At 41.2% G+C, this 19,639-nt stretch carries 15 protein-coding genes; 8 read left to right on the forward strand and 7 right to left on the reverse strand.

The window, feature by feature from the left end; genetic code table 11:
- Positions 1 to 31: 31 nt before the first annotated feature.
- The 4 genes from AC1DYB_RS13570 to spt form a co-directional block, all read right to left on the reverse strand.
- A complete protein-coding gene (locus tag AC1DYB_RS13570) occupies positions 32 to 1,357 on the reverse strand; it encodes an inositol-3-phosphate synthase (protein ID WP_477398917.1) in 1,326 nt (441 codons plus the stop codon).
- 214 nt (positions 1,358 to 1,571) lie between these two features.
- Positions 1,572 to 2,558, reverse strand: coding sequence for an NAD-dependent epimerase/dehydratase family protein (locus tag AC1DYB_RS13575; RefSeq protein ID WP_477435643.1), 987 nt, complete (start codon positions 2,556 to 2,558; stop codon positions 1,572 to 1,574).
- Positions 2,555 to 3,673, reverse strand: a complete 1,119-nt coding sequence (locus tag AC1DYB_RS13580) for a GNAT family N-acetyltransferase (RefSeq protein ID WP_477435645.1) — start codon at positions 3,671 to 3,673, stop codon at positions 2,555 to 2,557. Before AC1DYB_RS13580 ends, AC1DYB_RS13575 begins: the two co-directional genes overlap by 4 nt.
- Before the next feature lie 117 nt (positions 3,674 to 3,790).
- A complete protein-coding gene (spt, locus tag AC1DYB_RS13585) occupies positions 3,791 to 4,996 on the reverse strand; it encodes a serine palmitoyltransferase (protein ID WP_295712383.1) in 1,206 nt (401 codons plus the stop codon).
- A gap of 368 nt (positions 4,997 to 5,364) precedes the next feature.
- On the opposite strand from spt, the gene AC1DYB_RS13590 reads away from it, so the two are divergent.
- The 4 genes from AC1DYB_RS13590 (at position 5,365) to AC1DYB_RS13605 (ending at position 12,170) form a co-directional block, all read left to right on the forward strand.
- Positions 5,365 to 6,711 carry a TolC family protein gene (locus AC1DYB_RS13590; RefSeq protein ID WP_477435647.1) on the forward strand — a complete coding sequence of 449 codons (1,347 nt, stop codon included), beginning with the start codon at positions 5,365 to 5,367 and terminating at the stop codon, positions 6,709 to 6,711.
- 51 nt (positions 6,712 to 6,762) lie between these two features.
- Positions 6,763 to 7,938, forward strand: coding sequence for an efflux RND transporter periplasmic adaptor subunit (locus AC1DYB_RS13595; RefSeq protein WP_477435649.1), 1,176 nt, complete (start codon positions 6,763 to 6,765; stop codon positions 7,936 to 7,938).
- A 70-nt stretch (positions 7,939 to 8,008) separates the two neighbouring features.
- Positions 8,009 to 11,185: an efflux RND transporter permease subunit gene (locus tag AC1DYB_RS13600; protein ID WP_477435651.1), complete on the forward strand. Its 3,177-nt coding sequence runs from the start codon at positions 8,009 to 8,011 to the stop codon at positions 11,183 to 11,185.
- A gap of 412 nt (positions 11,186 to 11,597) precedes the next feature.
- Positions 11,598 to 12,170 (forward strand): hypothetical protein, encoded by a 573-nt coding sequence (locus AC1DYB_RS13605; protein WP_295712393.1) that lies wholly within the window; start codon positions 11,598 to 11,600, stop codon positions 12,168 to 12,170.
- Positions 12,171 to 12,321: 151 nt separating this feature from the next.
- Here the strand turns inward: AC1DYB_RS13605 and AC1DYB_RS13610 are convergent, their stop codons facing one another.
- A complete protein-coding gene (locus tag AC1DYB_RS13610) occupies positions 12,322 to 13,515 on the reverse strand; it encodes a pyridoxal phosphate-dependent aminotransferase (protein ID WP_477435653.1) in 1,194 nt (397 codons plus the stop codon).
- A 90-nt stretch (positions 13,516 to 13,605) separates the two neighbouring features.
- Here AC1DYB_RS13610 and AC1DYB_RS13615 point away from each other — a divergent pair, with 90 nt between their 5' ends.
- Genes AC1DYB_RS13615 through AC1DYB_RS13630 form a run of 4 tightly spaced genes read left to right on the forward strand, consistent with a single transcriptional unit; the run spans position 13,606 to position 16,892 of the window.
- A complete protein-coding gene (locus AC1DYB_RS13615) occupies positions 13,606 to 14,580 on the forward strand; it encodes a cation diffusion facilitator family transporter (RefSeq protein ID WP_477435655.1) in 975 nt (324 codons plus the stop codon).
- On the forward strand, positions 14,580 to 15,023 hold the full coding sequence (locus AC1DYB_RS13620; RefSeq protein ID WP_477435657.1) for an NUDIX hydrolase: 444 nt from the start codon (positions 14,580 to 14,582) through the stop codon (positions 15,021 to 15,023). Before AC1DYB_RS13615 ends, AC1DYB_RS13620 begins: the two co-directional genes overlap by 1 nt.
- A complete protein-coding gene (gene bioA, locus AC1DYB_RS13625) occupies positions 15,020 to 16,285 on the forward strand; it encodes an adenosylmethionine--8-amino-7-oxononanoate transaminase (protein ID WP_477435659.1) in 1,266 nt (421 codons plus the stop codon). The genes AC1DYB_RS13620 and bioA overlap by 4 nt, the downstream gene beginning before the upstream one ends.
- A 1-nt stretch (position 16,286) precedes the next feature.
- Positions 16,287 to 16,892, forward strand: coding sequence for a hypothetical protein (locus AC1DYB_RS13630; RefSeq protein ID WP_477435661.1), 606 nt, complete (start codon positions 16,287 to 16,289; stop codon positions 16,890 to 16,892).
- A gap of 93 nt (positions 16,893 to 16,985) precedes the next feature.
- Here the strand turns inward: AC1DYB_RS13630 and AC1DYB_RS13635 are convergent, their stop codons facing one another.
- Complete coding sequence (locus tag AC1DYB_RS13635; RefSeq protein ID WP_477435663.1) at positions 16,986 to 18,866, reverse strand: LTA synthase family protein; 1,881 nt, start codon at positions 18,864 to 18,866, stop codon at positions 16,986 to 16,988.
- A gap of 68 nt (positions 18,867 to 18,934) precedes the next feature.
- Positions 18,935 to 19,579: a DUF4412 domain-containing protein gene (locus tag AC1DYB_RS13640; RefSeq protein ID WP_295712410.1), complete on the reverse strand. Its 645-nt coding sequence runs from the start codon at positions 19,577 to 19,579 to the stop codon at positions 18,935 to 18,937.
- Positions 19,580 to 19,639: the final 60 nt, after the last annotated feature.

Below are 19,639 nucleotides of genomic sequence, written 5' to 3' on the forward strand. Positions count from 1 at the left end.
AGTGCGGCTGTTTTTGTTTTATGTTATTTTATTATGCCTCTTCGGCAAACATATCATCATAGTAATCTAAACCAAGATGGGTTATCAAATCCTCGCCCATTAAATAGCGGAGGGTGTTTTCTAATTTAATCAGCTGTTTAAATATATCATTTTCAGCATGTAAGCCCGGTGCAGTTTGCGGCGATTTCAGGTAGAAGGATAACCACTCCTGTATGCCACTCAGTCCGGCTCTTTTTGCCAGGTCGCTAAATAAAGCAAGGTCAAGCGCTATAGGAGCAGCCAGGATTGAGTCGCGGCAAAGAAAGTTAATCTTGATCTGCATTTTGTAACCTAACCAGCCAAAAATGTCAATGTTATCCCAGCTTTCTTTGTTATCGCCATGCGGAGGGTAGTAGTCGATACGGATTTTGTGGTAAATGTTACCATAAAGTTCCGGGTTATCTTCTGGTTTGAAAATATCTTCCAGTACGCCTAATTTTGACACTTCTTTGGTTTTAAAGTTATCCGGATCATCCAATACCAGGCCATCGCGGTTACCCAGGATGTTGGTAGAGAACCATCCGCGTACACCCAATGAACGTGCAGCTAAGCCGGGAGCTAAAACTGTTTTCATTAAAGTTTGACCGGTTTTAAAATCTTTACCGGCGATAGGGGTTTTGGTTAGTTTAGATAGCTCAATTAAAGCCGGGATATCAACTGTTAAGTTAGGGGCGCCATTTGAGAAAGGTACACCTAATTTTAAAGCAGCATAAGCATATATCATACTTGGCGCTATCAGTTTATCATCATCCTTTAAAGCTTGTTCAAAAGCTGCAAGTGATTGGTGGATAGCTGATGCTTCATAATAAATTTCTGTTGATCCACACCATATCAATACAACTCTGTCAAGTCCGTTTTTTTCTTTGAAGTTTTTAATGTCCTCCATTACCTGTTGGGCAAGTTCATAACGAGTACCGGTTTTAACGTGGGTGCCAATAAGGTTTTTGGCGTAGTTATGGTCAAAAGCCGCCTTCATAGGCACAATGGCTTCCAACTCGGTTTTTACGGCGTTTAATAAAGAGGCATCAAGCACTTTAGCGTTTGATGCAGCTTCAAAAACGTTATCTTCATAAACATCCCATCCGCCAAAAACAACATCGTTTAATTGCGCAAGCGGAACAAACTCATTAATTTTAGGATTGCGGTTTTCGGTTCTTTTGCCTAAACGAATGTGTCCCATTTGTGTAAGGGAACCAATTGGCTGCGAGATGCCTTTTTTTACAGCTTCAACGCCGGCAATCAATGTGGTGGCTACTGCGCCTAAACCAGGGATAAGTATACCCAGCTTGCCTTCGGCAGGAGAAATTTTGATTTTCATTGTAATTATTTATTGTTTTAATTGTTGTTTGGTGGCCAAGCCGCTACTGGGCTTTACCGGTTTTTCTTGCTCGTTTTAATATGAAATACAAACTGTGTCAGTTTATGCTAAGTGCTTGATTTTAAAGTTACTTAAACGTTTAAGTAAATGATTTTAGTTTCTTTTTTTGTCAATTTAAAATATTCGTTTTTGTAATGATTATTTAATTACGGTGCTACAGCCAGTCATTGGCTCTATACCATTTCAGCGTTTCAGTTAAGCCCTTCTTTAAGTTATAGGCAGGATAGAACCCAAGTTCTGATTTTGCCTTTTCAATATCAACAGACCAGTTTACGGCCATAAGCTCGTTTAGCTTTTCTGAATTTAAGATAGCAGCTTTATTGGTCAAATAACTTACTTTTTCTGATACCAACGCTATTATTTTTATAAATATTACAGGCAAATGAAATTTGAAGGTTTTTAAGCTCAGCGCTTCCTTTGCTAAATTAGCTAACTCATATTTGCTGTAAAAATTGCCATCGCTTAAATTATATGCTGTAACATTCCAGTCATACAATGATTTTATGGCTGCTTTTGCAACATCTTTAACATATATAAAGGTGAGCTTTTGCTCGGCACTGCCCATGTAAGGTTCAAGGCCACGTGTAAGCTGCTTAAAAAATATGAATATGCCAGTATCCCGCGGGCCATAAATGGCAGTAGGGCGTAAAATGGTATAACTTAAGTTTTGTACGGTTTTAAGTTGTTCTTCGGCTAATAGCTTGCTGCGGCCGTAAGCGGTTACCGGATTGGGCTTTATGTTTTCACTAATGGTACCCACCAATGTTTTAAGCGGGCCAAGTGCAGCAAGGCTGCTGATGAGTACGAATTTTTTTAGATTAATATCTGCCTGTGTGGCTGCCGATGCCAGGTTGAAGGTATGAGTGGCATTAATATGGTTGTACGCTGCCTCTGATTTGGCCGCCGTAACACCCGCCGCATGAATTATATAATCGGGCTTTATGACGGTTAATTGTTGTTTTAGGACTGAAAGATCGTTGTAATCAAGATTTATAAACTTGATATCGAAATGTTTTAAATGATCTGTCTTGCTGCTCTTGCGCACCGCGGCATACACTTCAAGGTTGTTTTGTAACGCTTCCTCAATAATGTGAAATCCTGCAAACCCACTTGCCCCGGTTATTAAAACCCGTTCCCTCATATCGCTTTCTGATATAACCTGTATTTTTTGTACGGATCGCCTTTAATAGCTTCAATTGCGCGGTTCACCATTTCATTATGTTCCAAAGTCCATCCTGCCTCGGCATGCTTAAAGCCTTTAGCTTTGTACTCGCGAATGATGGTGCCATATAAACAAGCTTCGATACCCATTTTACGGTAACCGTCTACCACACCCAAGGCATAAATGCGAATGCTTTGGATGCTTTTTTTGCCAAACAGCAATTTGAAAATACCAGTTGGCAATAAGCGGCCGCGTTTTATTTTTTGAAAGATCTCGTTATAGTTTGGCAGTGCTAAACCAAAGGCAACTATCTTGCCATCCTGCTCGGCAACCAATGCGAAATCGGGGTCGAGGATCAGTTTAAGATCTTTGGCCAGGTAATCAAACTCATCATCTGTTAATGGCACAAAGCCTGTATTTTGATCCCAGGCCGAGTTGTATACCTCGCGTAGTTTAATGGTTTCTTCTTTAAAGTTTTTAAGGCTAACCTTGCGGATGATAATGTTATTGCGTTTTAAGCGTTCCTCCAGGGAGTTTAACAACCTTACCGATTTATCGTCATAAGCCTGCCCATCCCAATGCCAGGCAATCAGGTCGACATCTTTATCCAAACCATAGCTTTCTATCAGCTTAGCATAATAGGGCTTGTTGTAGGTTTGCATTAAAAACGGAGGGCTATCAAAACCTTGTATCAGTAAGCCGCAGGGTTCATTGGTACTAAAGTTTACCGGGCCTAATAATTTGCCGGTAACACCTTTATCTTTAAGCCAGCCCGTAACCACATCAAACAGCAGGTTTGAAACTTCGGTATCATCTACACAATCAAAAAAACCAAAAAAGCCATCGTTCTTTTTATTGTATTGGTTGTGCGCGTTGTTAAGGATGGCGGCTATCCTGCCAACTATCTTACCATCGCGGTACGCTAAAAAAGGCTGTACTTTATTGTGCTTATGAAAAGGGTGTTTGGTTAACAAATCGCGCTGGGCTATGAACAGCTCGGGAACGTAATTTGGGTCGCCCTCATACAAATCATGCGGAAAATCAATAAAGGAGGCCAATTCGCTTTTTGAACTAACCGTTACAATTTTTATCATGAGTAGTAGTGTATACTAATTGAATGCCCTTGGGCTGTATGAACGTAAAAGTCCGTGTGTATAGGCTTGTTTTGTTAAACAGCAGCCAAATATACACACGGACATTTTATTAGATTATTATATTTTTTCTTTAACAGAAGTAACGCCTACTTCTTTAAATGCTTTTGCAAGTTTTTCAACGGCTTCATCAATTTGTGCAAATGTATGAGTTGCCATTAATGAGAAACGCAGTAATGATGAATCTGAAGGAACCGCAGGTGAAACTACCGGGTTAACAAAAACACCATCTGCCTGTAATTGCTTGGTTACAAGGAAAGTTTTTTCGTTATCACGTACGTAAATAGGTAGTATCGGGCTCTCGGTAGGGCCAAGGTCAAAACCTTCATCCAGTAACAATTTCATGGCATAATTGGTATTATCCCAAAGTTTCTGGATTCTTTCCGGCTCCGTTTCAACAATATCCAATGCTGCAATAACGCTGGCAACAGATCCCGGCGGCATACTTGCGCTAAACATCAGTGATCTTGCACGGTGCTTGATGTAATCAATAGTATCCTTATCGCTGGCAATAAAGCCACCTAATGATGCCAGTGATTTACTAAAGGTACCCATAATAAGATCAACATCATCTGTAAGGTTAAAGTGCGAAGCGGTACCGGCACCTTTGTGACCAATTACACCAAGGCTGTGCGCATCATCAATCATGATGTTGGCACCAAACTGATCGGCAAGGGCAACTATTTGCGGTAGTTTAACAATATCACCTTCCATGCTGAATATACCATCAACGGCAATGATTTTCACGGCGTCCTCTGGCAATAAGGCCAGTTTGCGTCGCAGATCATTCATATCGTTGTGAGCATATTTGATTACTTTGGAAAACGAAAGCCTGCTGCCATCAATGATACAGGCATGATCATACTCATCTAAAATGATATAATCATTACGGCCGGTAATGCATGATAGTACACCCAGGTTTACCTGGTAACCAGTGCTGAATAGTACGGTGGCTTCTTTGCCAACATAGTTGGCAAGCCTGTTCTCCAGCTCGATATGGATATCGAGCGTACCATTTAAAAAGCGCGATCCGGCACATCCTGTGCCGTATTTATCAATTGCCTTTTTTGAAGCTTCCTTAATTTTAGGGTGATTGGTAAGGCCTAAGTAGGAGTTAGAACCAAACATTAACACTCTTTTGTTATCTATTAAAACTTCAGTGTCCTGAGCAGACTCAATAGGCCTGAAATAAGGATACAATCCCTTTTCCCGGAGCATATTTGCAACCTGGAACTCGGCGATCTTCCCATGTAGTTTTTTAACCATGTATTAACTCTGCTTAAATTTTGCGTAAAAATACCATGAATAAGCAAATAACTTATACGGTAAGTGTAATTTTTTTAAAAATAGCTTATCATTAGTTTAACCTAACAGGTAAAGCTGTGCTCATATCACATGGCAAATTAATTAATTTTTTTGTTTATTTCGCACCTAATATTTTCATTTTTTTGTAAAAACGAGAAATTCATAGGTTTTTGCCACGCTTTTATATAATTTACGTAATATTTTGGTGGTTCACAATATTTTGTTGATATTAATCACATATTCGCACGTCCCCTGTGTAATTGTATAAAACTATAACGATTTTGTTTTTTAGTTCATGTCGGTTTACATTGACATCTATTTTCTACAGCATGAAAAAACTAAAGTACCTATCCCTCTTAACAGTAATCAATTTAACATTAATTTTACATTTGCCGGTTTTTGCGCAAGGTGGTGCTGATACTATTGGTGGGCCGGTATCGCTTAAACAGGCAGTTGATTATGCGTTGCGCAATCAGCCAGCAGTACGGCAGGCTTCTATTGATGAGCAAATCAATGAGCGCGATATCAGGATAGGGCTATCAGGTTGGCTTCCGCAGCTTAACTCATCTGGTATATATAACTACTATTTTAAGGGTAATCCGCAGGCAGGCGCATCAGGTGCAAACATTCCGTCAAACAGTGGCAGTATCCGTAACCTGTCAACGCTGGGGGTTACCGCATCGCAGGTATTATATAATAATGATGTATTCCTGGCTTCAAAGGCATCCAGATACTCGCGCGAGTATTATAGAGAGAACACGCTGAGCACGCAGATATCGGTTATATCAGATGTGAGCAAAGCTTTTTTTGATGTTTTGTTATCGCAAAAACAACTTGACATAACCAACGAGGATATCACCCGGTTACAACGCAGCTTAAAGGATGCCACCAACCGGTACCAGGCCGGCGTATCTGACAAAACAGATTATAAACAGGCAACCATCGCCCTTAATAATTCGATAGCTTCACGTAAGGCAACAGAAGAATCGATAAAAAGTAAAACAGCCTATTTAAAACAGATCATGGGTATTGGTGGCGAAAAGCCATTAACACTGGCATATGATTCAACGCGGTATGAACAGGAAGCTTCTATCGATACCAATCAAACCCTGGATGTAAATAACCGCATCGAATATCGGTTGCTGCAAAGTTCAAAAGCACTTAAAAATTTAAATATTAATTATTACCGCTACGGTTTCCTGCCTTCAATATCCGCGGTTGGCAGTTATAATTATGCATACTTTAATCATGATTTTAACAATCTTTATAGTAATGCCTATCCAACAGGCTACGCGGGCCTTTCTTTAAGTTTGCCCATTTTTCAGGGTGGCAAGCGCCTTCAGAATTTAGCCAAAGCAAGATTACAGGTTGAGCGTACCGATCTGGATATAGTAAACACCAGGAACAGTATCAATACAGAGTATGTGCAGGCTTTGGCCAGTTATAAAAGCAATTATACCAGTTACAGGCTGGTAAGGGAAAATGTTGATCTGGCAAAGGATGTATATAAAATAGTAAGTCTGCAATACCGCGAAGGTGTTAAAACTTACCTTGATGTTATTGTAGCACAATCAGACCTGCGCACTGCCGAACTGAACTATTATAATGCCTTGTTCCAGCTGCTGGCCAGTAAAATTGATCTGCAGAAATCATTGGGAACATTAACTGTACAATAGCTATACGATCACGCTTTTTTTAATAAGAACTCAAACAAACAAATCACTATAATGAAACACAGATATATATATTGGTTGGCCCCCGCGGTATTATTAACATGGATGTCATGTGGTAAACCCGGAAAAAAGGGCGCCATACTGCCACCAACACCGGTTGCAATTGCCGAAGCCAAAACCGCCCAGGCGGTATATTATGACAGTTACCAGGGAACAGTTGTATCCATCAATACAGTTGAACTGCGCAGCCAGGTTCCTGGTTTTGTAACGGGTATCTTTTTTAAAGAAGGTGATGTTGTTGAAAAGGGTAAGGTGCTTTATGAAATTGATAAACGTAAATATGATGCGGCTTACCAACAGGCCCAGGCCAGTGTGTTAAGTGCCCAGGCCAATTTGATAAAAGCACAAAAAGATATTGACAGGTATAATATGCTGTTAAAAAACGATGCTATTGCCCGTCAAACGGTTGACCAGGCTACGGCGGTTTATGAAACCAACAAAAGCCAGGTAGCGGTAGCCAAAGCGGGGCTTGCTTCGGCTGCTACCGATCTTTCTTATGCCACCATCAGGGCGCCGTTCACGGGCCGGATAGGGATTTCGCAGGTGAGGCTGGGTACACAGGTTGCTGTGGGTACTACTTTGATGAACACCATATCTGCCGAGCACCCTATTGGTGTAGATGTAGTAATTAATGAGCAGGACATCAACCGTTTTTACGGCCTGCAAAAAACAAGCAGCGATACCACTTTTAAATTGCGGTTGCCGGATGGTACCACTTACAATAAAACAGGTAAAGTTTTAGCTATTGATAGGGGAGTAAGCAGCGGAACCGGAAGTGTTAAAGTAAGGATCCAATTCCCAAATGAGGGTGATGTGTTGAAGGATGGTATGAGCTGCGTTTTACAGGTGCTCAACGAACAGTCTGGTAACAGGGTACAAATACCTAACAAGGCGGTAACTGAGCAAATGGGAGAGTTTTTTGTTTTTGTAACTAAGGATACTACAGTTAAAGATACCGCCCAGGATAAAACTATAAAAGACAGGCGCGATACCATTGCCAAACAGATAAAGGTAAAGCTTGGTCCGCGTGTTAATACTGATATTGTTGTTATGAACGGTATTAATGCAGGCGACAAGGTGGTGACCGATGGTTTTCAACGTTTGCGCGATGGGGGTAAAATAACTCTTGGTTCTGGCGCGCCACCGCAAGGCGCTGCACCTAAAAAATAAGTTTGTTATAAAAAAAGAGAATTTAAGCGAGTAGCGGGGGCAATTCCCGAAAAACTTAATTTAAAAAAGAATGATCGCAGATACTTTTATACGACGACCGGTTACCGCAATAGTGATCTCCATAGTGATTGTAATTGTGGGTATACTGTCAATGACCAGCTTACCTATTGGGCAATATCCTGATATTACTCCGCCAACAGTATCTGTTACGGGTACCTATACCGGTGCCGATGCATTAACGGTGGAGCAAACTGTTGCAACCCCCGTAGAAGTGCAGGTAAACGGTGTGCCGGGAATGACCTATTTGCAAAGTAACAGTAGCAGTAACGGCCAAATGAGCATGACTGTGAACTTTGATGTAGGTACCGATATTAATATAGCAGCGCTTGATGTGCAAAACCGTGTGGGTATTGCATTGCCAACTTTACCGCAGGAGGTGCAGCGTTTAGGTATGATTGTGCGTAAACGTAACCCCAGTATATTAATGCTGGTGGCCATGTACGCGCCTAAAGGCAGCCACGATGTTACTTTTACTGATAACTATACCAACGTTTTTATAAAGGATGCCATATTACGTACCAAAGGTGTGGGCGACGTAGTTACCCGTGCCGATGACTTTAGTATGCGTATATGGCTTAATCCGGATAAGCTGGCATCGTTGGGGATGACCGCCGGTGATGTTACCGCGGCATTGGCAGAGCAAAACGCCCAGGTAGCCCCTGGTACAGTTGGCGCCACGCCCCAGCAAAAAGCGCAAACCTTTGAATATTCTGTACTGGTAAAAGGCCGCTTAAGCAAACCCGAAGAGTTTGGTAATGTGATAGTGAAAACAGTGCCAAGTACAGGTGCAATTGTACATTTAAAAGATGTTGCACGTATTGAATTGGGTAAATTCAATTACTCTGGTAATTCATTTGTTGATGGAAAAAGGGCCTCTTACTTATTGGTATACCAGGCGCCAAACAGTAACTCGCTTGAAACTGCCGAAAATGTATACGCCACTATGGAGGAACTTAAAAAAAGCTTCCCGGCTGATATTGATTATGTAGTGCCTTTTGAAGCGGTAACAGTTGTAAAGGTATCCGTGAGCGAGGTGGTTGATACACTCGTTATAGCATTAGGATTGGTTATTGTGGTGGTATTTTTGTTTCTACAAAACTGGCGTTCTACACTAATCCCGGTTTTAGCCATTCCGGTTTCCATTATCGGTACATTTATATTCTTTATCCCGCTCCATTTTACTATTAATACACTTACGCTATTTGGTTTTGTACTGGCCATTGGTATTGTGGTTGATGATGCCATTGTGGTGGTTGAGGCTGTACAGCATTATATGGATGAGGAGGGCATGACTCCACGCGAAGCCACGGAACACGCCATGCGCGATATATCGGCGCCGGTAATTGCCATTGCATTAATATTAGCCGCGGTGTTTGTGCCGGTAGGGTTTGTGCCCGGTATAGTTGGGCGTCTTTACCAGCAATTTGCTATCACCATTGCTATATCTGTATTGATCTCGGCTTTTGTGGCACTTTCACTAACGCCAGCACTATGTACATTGCTGCTTCGCCCGCATAAAATTGATGAAAAATCAAAAGGACTCAACAAATTCTTCTTTGTGTTTAATGAGTGGTTTACCCGCCTAACCGGCAGGTACCGTAAAACAGTTGATTTAGGTATAAAAAATTCAAAGTTCATCGTTATTATACTGGTGGTCATTATCATAGGTACTATCCTTTTATTCAGGGGTAAGCCATCAGGTTTTATTCCGCTGGAGGATGATGGCCGTGTTTATATCACCTATGATTTGCCCGAAGCGTCATCAACGGTAAGAACGGTTGATGTGCTGCACCAGATGATGAAAACCCTGGATAGCGTTCCAGAAATTGCACATTACGCGGCATTAGGCGGGTTGAACGCCATCAGTTTTGCCAGTAAGGCCAATAGCGCTACCATGTTTGTTCAGCTTAAACCCTGGGACGAGCGTAAAGAAAAATCGCAGCAGATAACTGCTCTTGTGGCCAAGCTTACAAAAAAACTGGCCCGGTTTAAAGAGGCTAATGTTATTGTAATTCAACCGCCTGCTATACCTGGTTTAGGCAGCACCGGTGGCTTTTCGTTTATATTAGAAGAAAAGCAAGCGGGAGGCGATATAAAGGTTTTTGAAAAAACACTGAAAACATTTGTTGGCGAGATTAATAAACGGCCCGAAATTGCCAGGGCATTCACCTTTTTTACCGCGAGTACACCAGCCTACCAGTTAACTATTGATAGGGAAAAGGCTAAAAAGTTAGGCGTTTCTATAGCTGATGTTAACAGCGCCCTGCAAACTTATATGGGAAGTACCTATATAAATGATTTTACCATCTATGGGCGAAACTTTAGGGTGCTTGCACAGGCTGATACCGCTTACCGGAGTAATATCGGCAATATTGGGCAGTACTTTGTGCGTAATCAATTTGGTACCATGGTGCCGCTAAGTACTCTAACTTCATATAAAGTTATTGAAAACTCCCCGTTGATAGCCCACTATAACCTGTTCAGGTCGGCGGAGATCAATGGGAGTACAAGGCCCGGTTACAGTAGCGGTGATGCCATTACAGCTTTGAAAGAGGTTGCAGCAAAATCATTACCACAGGGCTTTGGTTATGAGTTTTCTGGCCTTAGCCGTGAGGAATTATTGTCTGGTTCAAAAACAGTTTACATTTTTGCCCTTTCCATAGGCTTTGTATTCCTTTTCCTGGCCGCACTGTATGAAAGCTGGTCGGTTCCGTTCTCGGTGCTGCTTGCCGTGCCTTTAGGAGCATTTGGAGCTATCCTGTTCTTAACATTCTGGCCCGATTTAACCAATAACGTATACGCGCAGATAGGTTTGATAACGTTAATTGGTTTGGCGGCAAAGAATGCTATTTTGATAGTGGAGTTTGCCAAAGAGCGTGTAGACAAAGGTATGAACCTTGAAAAAGCTACTCTTGAAGCGGTAAGACTGCGTTTGCGCCCCATCATTATGACCTCGATGGCATTTATATTGGGAGTAGTGCCATTAATGATAGCATCAGGCGCAGGCGCCGAGGCCAGGAAAACCATTGGGTGGACAGTGTTTGGCGGTATGCTTGGAGCTACCTCCCTTGCCATATTTATAGTGCCTGTTTTATATTATGTAATTACCAAATTTGCTTATGGTAAAGATAAACTGGCCGAGATGGAAAAAAACTATAAAGCTGATCCAAAACATGATTCGCACTAATAATATCGATTTATAAAAACAAAAAAAGAGAGGTAAACCCTCTCTTTTTTTGTTTTTGGCAAACCATAAGCCCATATCGCGATACCGTTATTTTATAATTTTTAGCCAAAATCCTACAATAATCTTCAATTGCGTACACTCTCTGTACTGTGTAGGTTCTGTTTTTCTGTACATTAATTTGATGTTAAATTAGTTTCAATAAATAGTATATAAATATCCTTTTAATACAAAAAACAATATTGATAATCAATATTTAAGCTGAAAACCTGCTTAAAATAACGGATGCAAAACAGGGTATTCAAATGGTCATGCCAATCTCACAAGCGTTAAATATTGTCATAATGGCAAAGTATTTGTAAAGGTGGTATCAATACAATGAAAAAATTGTAGAGTTAATCTAAAAATTACAACTATGAAAACAATGACAAAAATTTTAGCAAGTGCTTTTACAGCAGCAGCTATATTTATCGGAACAAATGTTAAAGCACAAACTACTCCAGCTAACGCTCTTCGTTTTGGTGTAGGTTTAGAGACAGGTATACCAACAGGTAATGCCCATGACGGATCGAATTTTGAACTTGGCGGTACCGCTCGTTTGCAATATGGTGTAAATAAAAATGTTGCATTAACACTTACTTCGGGTTATTATAATTTCTTTGGTAAAACTTATTCTCAATCTGTAACAACCAGCACAGGTACATCAACCGTATCTTTTAAAGGCAGATCACTTGGGATGATCCCGGTTAAGGCTGGTATTAAAGCCTTTGTTTCTGATGGTTTTTATATTTCAGGCGAAGCGGGTGCAGGATTTGAAGTACATCCTACAGTAGCCGGTGGTACTAAAGACACCAAACTTATTCTTTCTCCTGGTTTAGGTTATGCAACCAAATCATGGGATGTAGGTGCACGTTATGAAAACTTCTCTGGCCAGGGTAATAACTACGGCCTGGTAGGTTTACGTATAGCTTACGGTTTCGGTTTATAATATTCCAAAACACTAATAATAGCAAAGCCCCTCATCATGATGATGAGGGGCTTTGTTGTTATGTCTGAATCAGAATTTACAGAATTTACAGAATTATCGAATTAGCAGAATTCTGAATATTCTTAAATTCTGAAAATTCTGATTCTGACATCTACGCCAGTTTCCCAAGCGCTTCTTTAATCCTTCTTACAGCTTCAATCAGTTTATCCTCAGCGGCAGCATAAGAGATCCGGATAGAGGTAGGATCGCCAAATGAATCGCCGCCAACGGTGGCAACATGAGCTTCTTCTAACAAGAAAATGCTCAGTTCATCGGCATCCTTAATTGTTTTGCCGTTATAGCTTTTACCGAAGAACGAGGTAACATTTGGGAAAAAGTAAAACGCGCCATCGGGCAGGTTTAATTTAATACCATCAATTTCGCTCAGTAGTTTATACACAATGTCGCGGCGTTTTTTAAAGGCGGCACGCATTTCAAGTACTGTTTCCAAACCACCTTCGTAAGCGGCAATACCGGCACGTTGGGTGATAGAGCAGGTTCCGGAGGTTATTTGTCCCTGCATTTTATCGCAGGCAGTAGCAATCTCTTTATTGCTTGCGGTGTAACCAATTCTCCAGCCGGTCATGGCAAATGCTTTTGACCATCCGTTGATGATTACCACGCGGTCTTTTATATAATCAAACTGAGCTATTGATTCGTGTTTATCAATATAGTTGATGTGTTCATAAATTTCATCGCTCATGATATAAACATGAGGATGTTTTTCAAATACTTTGGCCAGGCCTTCCAATTCATCCTTACTGTAAACACTGCCAGTAGGGTTACATGGCGATGAAAACATAAATAATTTGGTTTTCGGCGTAATGGCTGCTTCTAACTGCTCTGGAGTAATTTTAAAGTTTTGTTCAACAGTAGTGTTGATGAAAACACTTACGCCTTCGGCAAGCTTAACAACTTCACTGTATGATACCCAGTAAGGAGTAGGGATGATCACTTCTTCGCCCGGATTTACCAAACATAATACCGCGTTGGCAATAGCCTGCTTGGCACCTGTGGAAACTACTATCTGGCTAACATCGTAATCAAGATTGTTTTCGTTCTTTAACTTGGCAACAACAGCCTTACGCAGTTCTGGATAACCTGCTACCGGGGTGTAGTAGGTAAAGTTTTTATCCATGGCCTGCTTTGCAGCTTCCTTTATGTGTTCAGGGGTATGAAAATCAGGCTCGCCAAAGCTAAGACTGATCACATCCACGCCTTTTGCGGCAAGTTCACGGCCCATCTTGGCCATTTTAATCGTTTGTGATTCGGACAGATTATTTATCCGGTTACTTAATGCGCTCATATAAATTATGTTATCGCGGCAAATATAGAAAATAACTTTACTGCTACTTACGCTTGTTATTTATAAATTTGTCGCCTTATTCAATTTGCTTTGAAGGAACAGAAAAGGATCATATTAATTTCGTTGATAACGGGTATTGTGTTGATGATGGCAAAGTTTGCTGCCTACTTTTTAACCGCCTCCAATTTTGTACTAACAGATGCCGCCGAAAGCATAGTAAACGTAATAGCCAGCTCCTTCGCTTTTTTTAGTATTTACCTTTCTTCGCTGCCGCGCGATGAAAACCACCCTTACGGGCACGGTAAAGTTGAATACTTTTCGGTTTTTATTGAGGGAGCGCTTATAGGCATTGCTGGCGTTATCATTATCATTAAATCAGCCTACAGCGTATTTTATCCCAATATCATTCATGATCTGCTCATCGGTGCGGCCATCATCGGCGCTACCGGCGTTGTAAACGGTGCTTTGGGTTATTATATGATTCATAAAGGCAAGACGCTACATTCCATTACTTTGGATGCTGATGGCCGCCATTTGCTTGCAGATATGGTAACCAGCAGTGGTTTGGTGGTTGGTTTAATGCTGATTCATTTTACCAGCATCCTATGGCTGGATAGCGCCTTATCTATTTTAGTTGGCTTATATATAATATATAGCAGCTATAAGCTGATCCGTAAATCGGTAGCGGGATTAATGGATGAGGCCGATTTTCAGGTGGTAAGGGATGTGGTTAAAGTTTTAGGCCATCAACGCCGGGATGCCTGGATAGATGTACATAACCTGCGCGCCCAGAAATACGGTAACGAATTGCATATCGATTGTCACCTTACGCTGCCAAATTATTTTGATTTAAATACAGTGCATACCGAAGTATCACTGGTTGATAAAATGATTAACCAGGAGGTTGGTATAAAAACCGAACTGTTTATCCATACAGATCCTTGCGTACCAAATTGTTGCCACTATTGCAGCATGCCCAATTGCCCTATACGCTCAGAGGCGCAAACAGAAACTATTGAATGGACGCTGGATCTTGTTGTACGCAATAAAAAACACTTTGAGTAATGGCAGGTTATTTTAATGTACGTGTTTATGGTTTGCTCATTAATGATAATAATGAGGTGCTGGTGAGTGATGAGCAGGAGTACGGCATGCGCTTTATCAAATTTCCCGGTGGGGGATTGGAGTTAGGTGAGGGATTAGTAGATGGATTAAAGCGTGAGTTTGTAGAAGAATGCGATTTGCAGGTAGAGATCATCGATCACTTTTATACAACCGATTTTTATGTGCTGTCGGCATTTAATAACTCACAAATAATCAGTGTTTATTATAAAGTTAAAAGTATCAGCCCTATCAACTTCACCATAAAAACGGTGGAGTATGATTTTGATGGAGATGGTGACGTATTGCAGGCCTTTAGGTGGGTTAAACTTGACGATCTGTATCCCGAACATGTAACCTTCCCGGCTGATAAACGTGTGGTAGAATTATTAAGAGAACAATTATGACTTTACAGGAACGGGATTTAAAAGTAATATGGCACCCATACACCCAAATGAAAACTGCCGCGCCTCCTATTCCTATTGTGAGGGGCGAAGGGGCGTTGTTGTTTGATGAAACAGGGAAACAATATATAGATGCCGTATCATCATGGTGGGTAAATATCCATGGGCACGCGCATCCTTACATCGCTAAAAAAGTAGCCGAGCAATTGCAAAAACTGGAGCATGTAATTTTTGCTGGCTTTACCCATGAAGGCGCCGTTGAACTGGCCGAACGCTTACTGGCTATTTTGCCCGATAATCAGCAAAAAGCATTTTACTCAGATAATGGCTCAACAGCTATTGAAGTGGCCATTAAAATGTGCCTGCAATATTGGCTAAACAAAGGCGATCAGCGTACAAAAATACTGGCCTTTAATAATGCCTATCACGGCGATACCTTCGGCGCTATGGCCGTGAGTGGCCGCAGCGCGTTTACCAAAGCTTTTGATAGCCTGCTGTTTAAGGTAGAGTTTATTGATACACCAAATAAGGAAAATATAGATGATCTTAAATCTCATATCTCCAATCTGAAATCAGAATTAGCCTGTTTTATTTTTGAACCATTGGTTCAAGGATCAAGCGGAATGCTGATGTACGAAGCAGGATACCTGGATGAGTTAATGGCCCACTGCAAACAGGAAGGTGTGCTGATGATAGATGATGAGGTATTTACCGGCTTTGGCAGAACAGGGAAGGCATTTGCCTGTAATTACCTGGAAACCAAGCCCGATATTATGTGTTTTTCCAAAGGCTTAACAGGTGGAACGATGGCCCTGGGGTTAACAACCTGTACCCTGCAGATCTATGATGCTTTTTTATCAGATGATAGATTAAAAACCTTGTTTCACGGGCATTCATTTACAGCTAACCCTATTGCCTGTGCTTCGGCTTTGGCAAGTTTAGATCTTTTTCAGCAGCCGGATACTGAAGCCAATATTCAACGCATAGCGGCTGCACACGCTCAGTTTGGTAACAAGATCAAACATCACCCTAAAATAAAAACCGTAAGGCAAACAGGCACCATTTTAGCTATGGAATGGGCAACCGGGGATAATACATCGTACTTTAATTCGCTGCGCGATAAACTATATCATTACTTTTTAGCTGCCGGTATTATACTGCGCCCCCTGGGCAACGTAATTTACATTTTACCCCCATATTGCATTACCGACGGTGAACTGCAGTATGTTTACAATAAAATAGAGCAGGCCCTTCAAGAACTATAACATGATGTTAAATAAACTTTTACCTCAAATAATAGCCGATAATCAGTTACACTCACGGTGGTTAAACACGCTGTCGCTGATGGAAAATACCGGTGCGCGCAAGATCTCGGCAAGCGAAGATCCGCTGACGGTGACTTATATCATCCTGAAGCATGCTGCCGAGGAGCATCGCCATGCCTTCTATTTAAAAAAACAGCTGGAAAAAACTGGAGTTGAATTACCAACCTACGCTGCCGAATACCTGTTGGCCCCCGGTTCAAGCAAATATTATTTAAACCAGTTGGATATTGATGTTTGCCGGTACCTTAAAACCGATTTAAACCTTACCGGTGCCGAACTTCGTTTTGCTGCCTACCTGCTGGTAACTTATGCCATTGAAGTACGTGCCGATGAACTTTACCCCATTTACCAGGCTGCCCTTGACGAAGCAGGCAGCAAAGTGAATGTAAAATCAATCATCCTGGAGGAAGAAGGCCACCTGGAAGAAATGCTTAACCAACTGCACAAATTCTCTCCCGACTGGGAAAAGCACGCCAATAAAGCTGTCGCGTTTGAAACCAGGTTATTTAATATGTGGGTAGAGCAGTTGGGGACTTCGCTGAAATAAGGCGTCGGAATCAGAATTTACAGAATTTGAAAATCCACAGAATTTCTCATCATTCTGCTCATTCTAAAATTCTGTAAATTCTGATTCAGACAGTTAATACCCCATATACTCCGTATACACCTCCTGCAAAAAGGCCTTGCCATATAGCAATGCCCTTTCAGTATCTTTTTGATCGGCGTTTTTATTGCCGGTATAAACTATCCTTTTGCCAGAGTTATCATAGGATACCGTTTGCTGAGGCATCATAAAACAAAAACCGTTATCCCAGTTAAAAAAGGCAAAATCGGCCGTGCCGGGGTTAAGCAAATCTTTCGACCATTTAAATTGTTTATGGGGCAGATCCAACTGCGCAAACAGGGTGGCGGCAATATCTGTTTGACCGCCTAATTTGCTGATCTTTTTGCCGCGGTATGCTGGTTTTATCACATCGCCAAAAAACAAAAGAGGGATATGGTATTTTACCGGGTTGTAGGCCTCTGATATATTATGAGGCAGGCGATGACCATGATCGGCCACTAAAATGAATAGCGTATTTTTATACCAGTCCTGCTGTTTGGCCTGCTCAAAATAAGCGTTAAGGCATGAGTCGGTAAAGTAAGCGGTACTCCTGAATTTGTTGCTCGCGTCTCCATCCTTATCGTCTTCAGGAAAATGCCCTTTTACGGGTAATATAAAAGGTTCGTGATTGGTTGAAGTTTGCAGGTAAGTAAAAAAAGGCTGTTTTTGTTGTTGCGCGTATTGCAAATGCCTGGTTAACAATACATCATCATATACACCCCATTGGGTTTTAATCTGGCTTTTGGTAAAGGCAAGCTCATCGGTAATTTGATCTACCTGGTGGCTTTTCATAAAGGTGTTAAAGTGCATATAGCTGCTTTTACCGCCATAAAAGTATGATGTTGCGTAACCGGCATTTTTTAAAGTTGTAGCTATGGCCGGCAGTTTTGCCTGTTTCAATGTATCCGAAACTATGGTACGTATAGCTTGCGAGGGGAAGCCACTCATGATAGAGATAATACCCTTATCAGTACGATCTGCAGAGGAGTAAATGTTATTAAACAGGATGCCGTTTTTAATGAATTTTTCAAAATTTGGAGCAACACCTTTATCGCCTCCTAATGATTCAATAACATCTGCGGTATAACTTTCCATCTGGATGATCACCACATTGGGATGATTGGTGGTTAATATCCTTAAGGTGCTGTCGTTTTTAACATTGTAAGCTTCTGCTACTACTTGCGTTGCACTGCCCGGTTGCAAAAAAAGGAAAGGATTGTATGGCGTACGCAAATTTTCAACCACATTATTAAATAGGTTCCACTCGGTATTGAGGGCAGCCTGGTTCAGAAACTCATGGTCGGAAAAATAGGCTGAGTTTTGGTTTACTGGTATAGATTGAAGACCTCCCCGAATCAGCAGGAAATTGAAGAACAGCAGCAGGATAATAAGCACCGCTTTAAGCCGGGGTTCAACCTTAGGCTTTTTAAACTGGTAGTCAATTATCTTATTGGATAGCAATATGCCGGCTCCTAACAATGCCAGGCAAATAATAATACATCGGCCAACCGGAGACGATCCCGAAGAGGCCAGTGCTTCTGAGGGCGCATTGTACAGTGATGCAAATACCCTGAACACAACTTTGGTGCCCCATTCGCGAAATATATTGAAGTTAAGCCCTGTATTTAGGGATATACAAAACAGGCAAAACCAAACATATACTTTAAGCCAAATGGGTTTTATATATGATTTTGAAATGCACCAGTTAACAATAAATACCAGTAGGGGGATGGCGCTGATATATGCCGCTGCCGATGCATCAAGCCTTAGGCCATAGTAAAAGGTTTGCAGTATTTCGCCCAAACCGGCTACTTTAAGTTTAGGCAGAAAATATAATTCAAATGTTACCCTGGTTATTGCAAAGAACAATATCCAGAAAACGAAAAATCTGATTAAACTAAAAAGGTTTCTTAACATAAGGGGTACAAAAGTAGCACTTTAACCCCAATGTTAAGAAACCTTTAATGAATAGTTAATGAAGTGGATTATCTTCCTCCACGCATAGCTTTCAAATCATCCATGGTGATCTTTTCAAAATCAGCAGGAATGCTAAATGTGCCTGCAGGTACTTTCTGCTCGGTTACACTTTTTACAGTAACCTCGGTTGATCGTCCTTCGCTAAATGAAGTATACTGAACCGGGAAGCCGCCAACACCCGCGTAATATTTTGCAATACCTGCCAATGGGATCTCCACATCATTGGTAACCCATATATCATAAGTTTTGCTGGTTTTTGAATCTGTAGCTACTACCTTTTTGCAGTTAAAGCCCGAGATTACTTTAGTTTCGGTGCTGGGTGCAAAGGTAAATTTAGGCATACCCGCTATTGCCTGGTCAATATCATCGGGGCTGGCTATCGCTGCTTTTTTGATGTTTGCAACAGCAACATCAACTAATATCACCATCGATTTGCTATTTGCGTCGGTAATGATCTTGATATTGGCCGGGCCATTTGAAAAAGCAAACGCATTTGAATCGGCCCTGAAATAGCTTTTAGCGTTTATTTGTTGCCCCATCATTGATGTAGTAAAGTCAACTACGCCTTCGGTGTATTTTTTTTGTGCGCTTGCACTCATGGTGGTTGCAGTAAGGGCCAAACCCAGGGCAACATTTAAAAATTTTATCCTCATTTTTTTAGTTTGATTAATACCAATTTACTTGTTTTTAGTTAAAAGACAAATTTATTGGCG

Source organism: Mucilaginibacter sp. P2_A4, from assembly GCF_056405015.1.

Bases quoted from the DNA above. Each gene is read 5' to 3' on its own strand.
- AC1DYB_RS13570 (WP_477398917.1), bottom strand. From the start codon at position 1,357: ATGAAAATCAAAATTTCTCCTGCCGAAGGCAAGCTGGGTATACTTATC.
- AC1DYB_RS13575 (WP_477435643.1), bottom strand. From the start codon at position 2,558: ATGAGGGAACGGGTTTTAATAACCGGGGCAAGTGGGTTTGCAGGATTT.
- AC1DYB_RS13580 (WP_477435645.1), bottom strand. From the start codon at position 3,673: ATGATAAAAATTGTAACGGTTAGTTCAAAAAGCGAATTGGCCTCCTTT.
- spt (WP_295712383.1), bottom strand. From the start codon at position 4,996: ATGGTTAAAAAACTACATGGGAAGATCGCCGAGTTCCAGGTTGCAAAT.
- AC1DYB_RS13590 (WP_477435647.1), top strand. From the start codon at position 5,365: ATGAAAAAACTAAAGTACCTATCCCTCTTAACAGTAATCAATTTAACA.
- AC1DYB_RS13595 (WP_477435649.1), top strand. From the start codon at position 6,763: ATGAAACACAGATATATATATTGGTTGGCCCCCGCGGTATTATTAACA.
- AC1DYB_RS13600 (WP_477435651.1), top strand. From the start codon at position 8,009: ATGATCGCAGATACTTTTATACGACGACCGGTTACCGCAATAGTGATC.
- AC1DYB_RS13605 (WP_295712393.1), top strand. From the start codon at position 11,598: ATGAAAACAATGACAAAAATTTTAGCAAGTGCTTTTACAGCAGCAGCT.
- AC1DYB_RS13610 (WP_477435653.1), bottom strand. From the start codon at position 13,515: ATGAGCGCATTAAGTAACCGGATAAATAATCTGTCCGAATCACAAACG.
- AC1DYB_RS13620 (WP_477435657.1), top strand. From the start codon at position 14,580: ATGGCAGGTTATTTTAATGTACGTGTTTATGGTTTGCTCATTAATGAT.
- bioA (WP_477435659.1), top strand. From the start codon at position 15,020: ATGACTTTACAGGAACGGGATTTAAAAGTAATATGGCACCCATACACC.
- AC1DYB_RS13630 (WP_477435661.1), top strand. From the start codon at position 16,287: ATGATGTTAAATAAACTTTTACCTCAAATAATAGCCGATAATCAGTTA.
- AC1DYB_RS13635 (WP_477435663.1), bottom strand. From the start codon at position 18,866: ATGTTAAGAAACCTTTTTAGTTTAATCAGATTTTTCGTTTTCTGGATA.
- AC1DYB_RS13640 (WP_295712410.1), bottom strand. From the start codon at position 19,579: ATGAGGATAAAATTTTTAAATGTTGCCCTGGGTTTGGCCCTTACTGCA.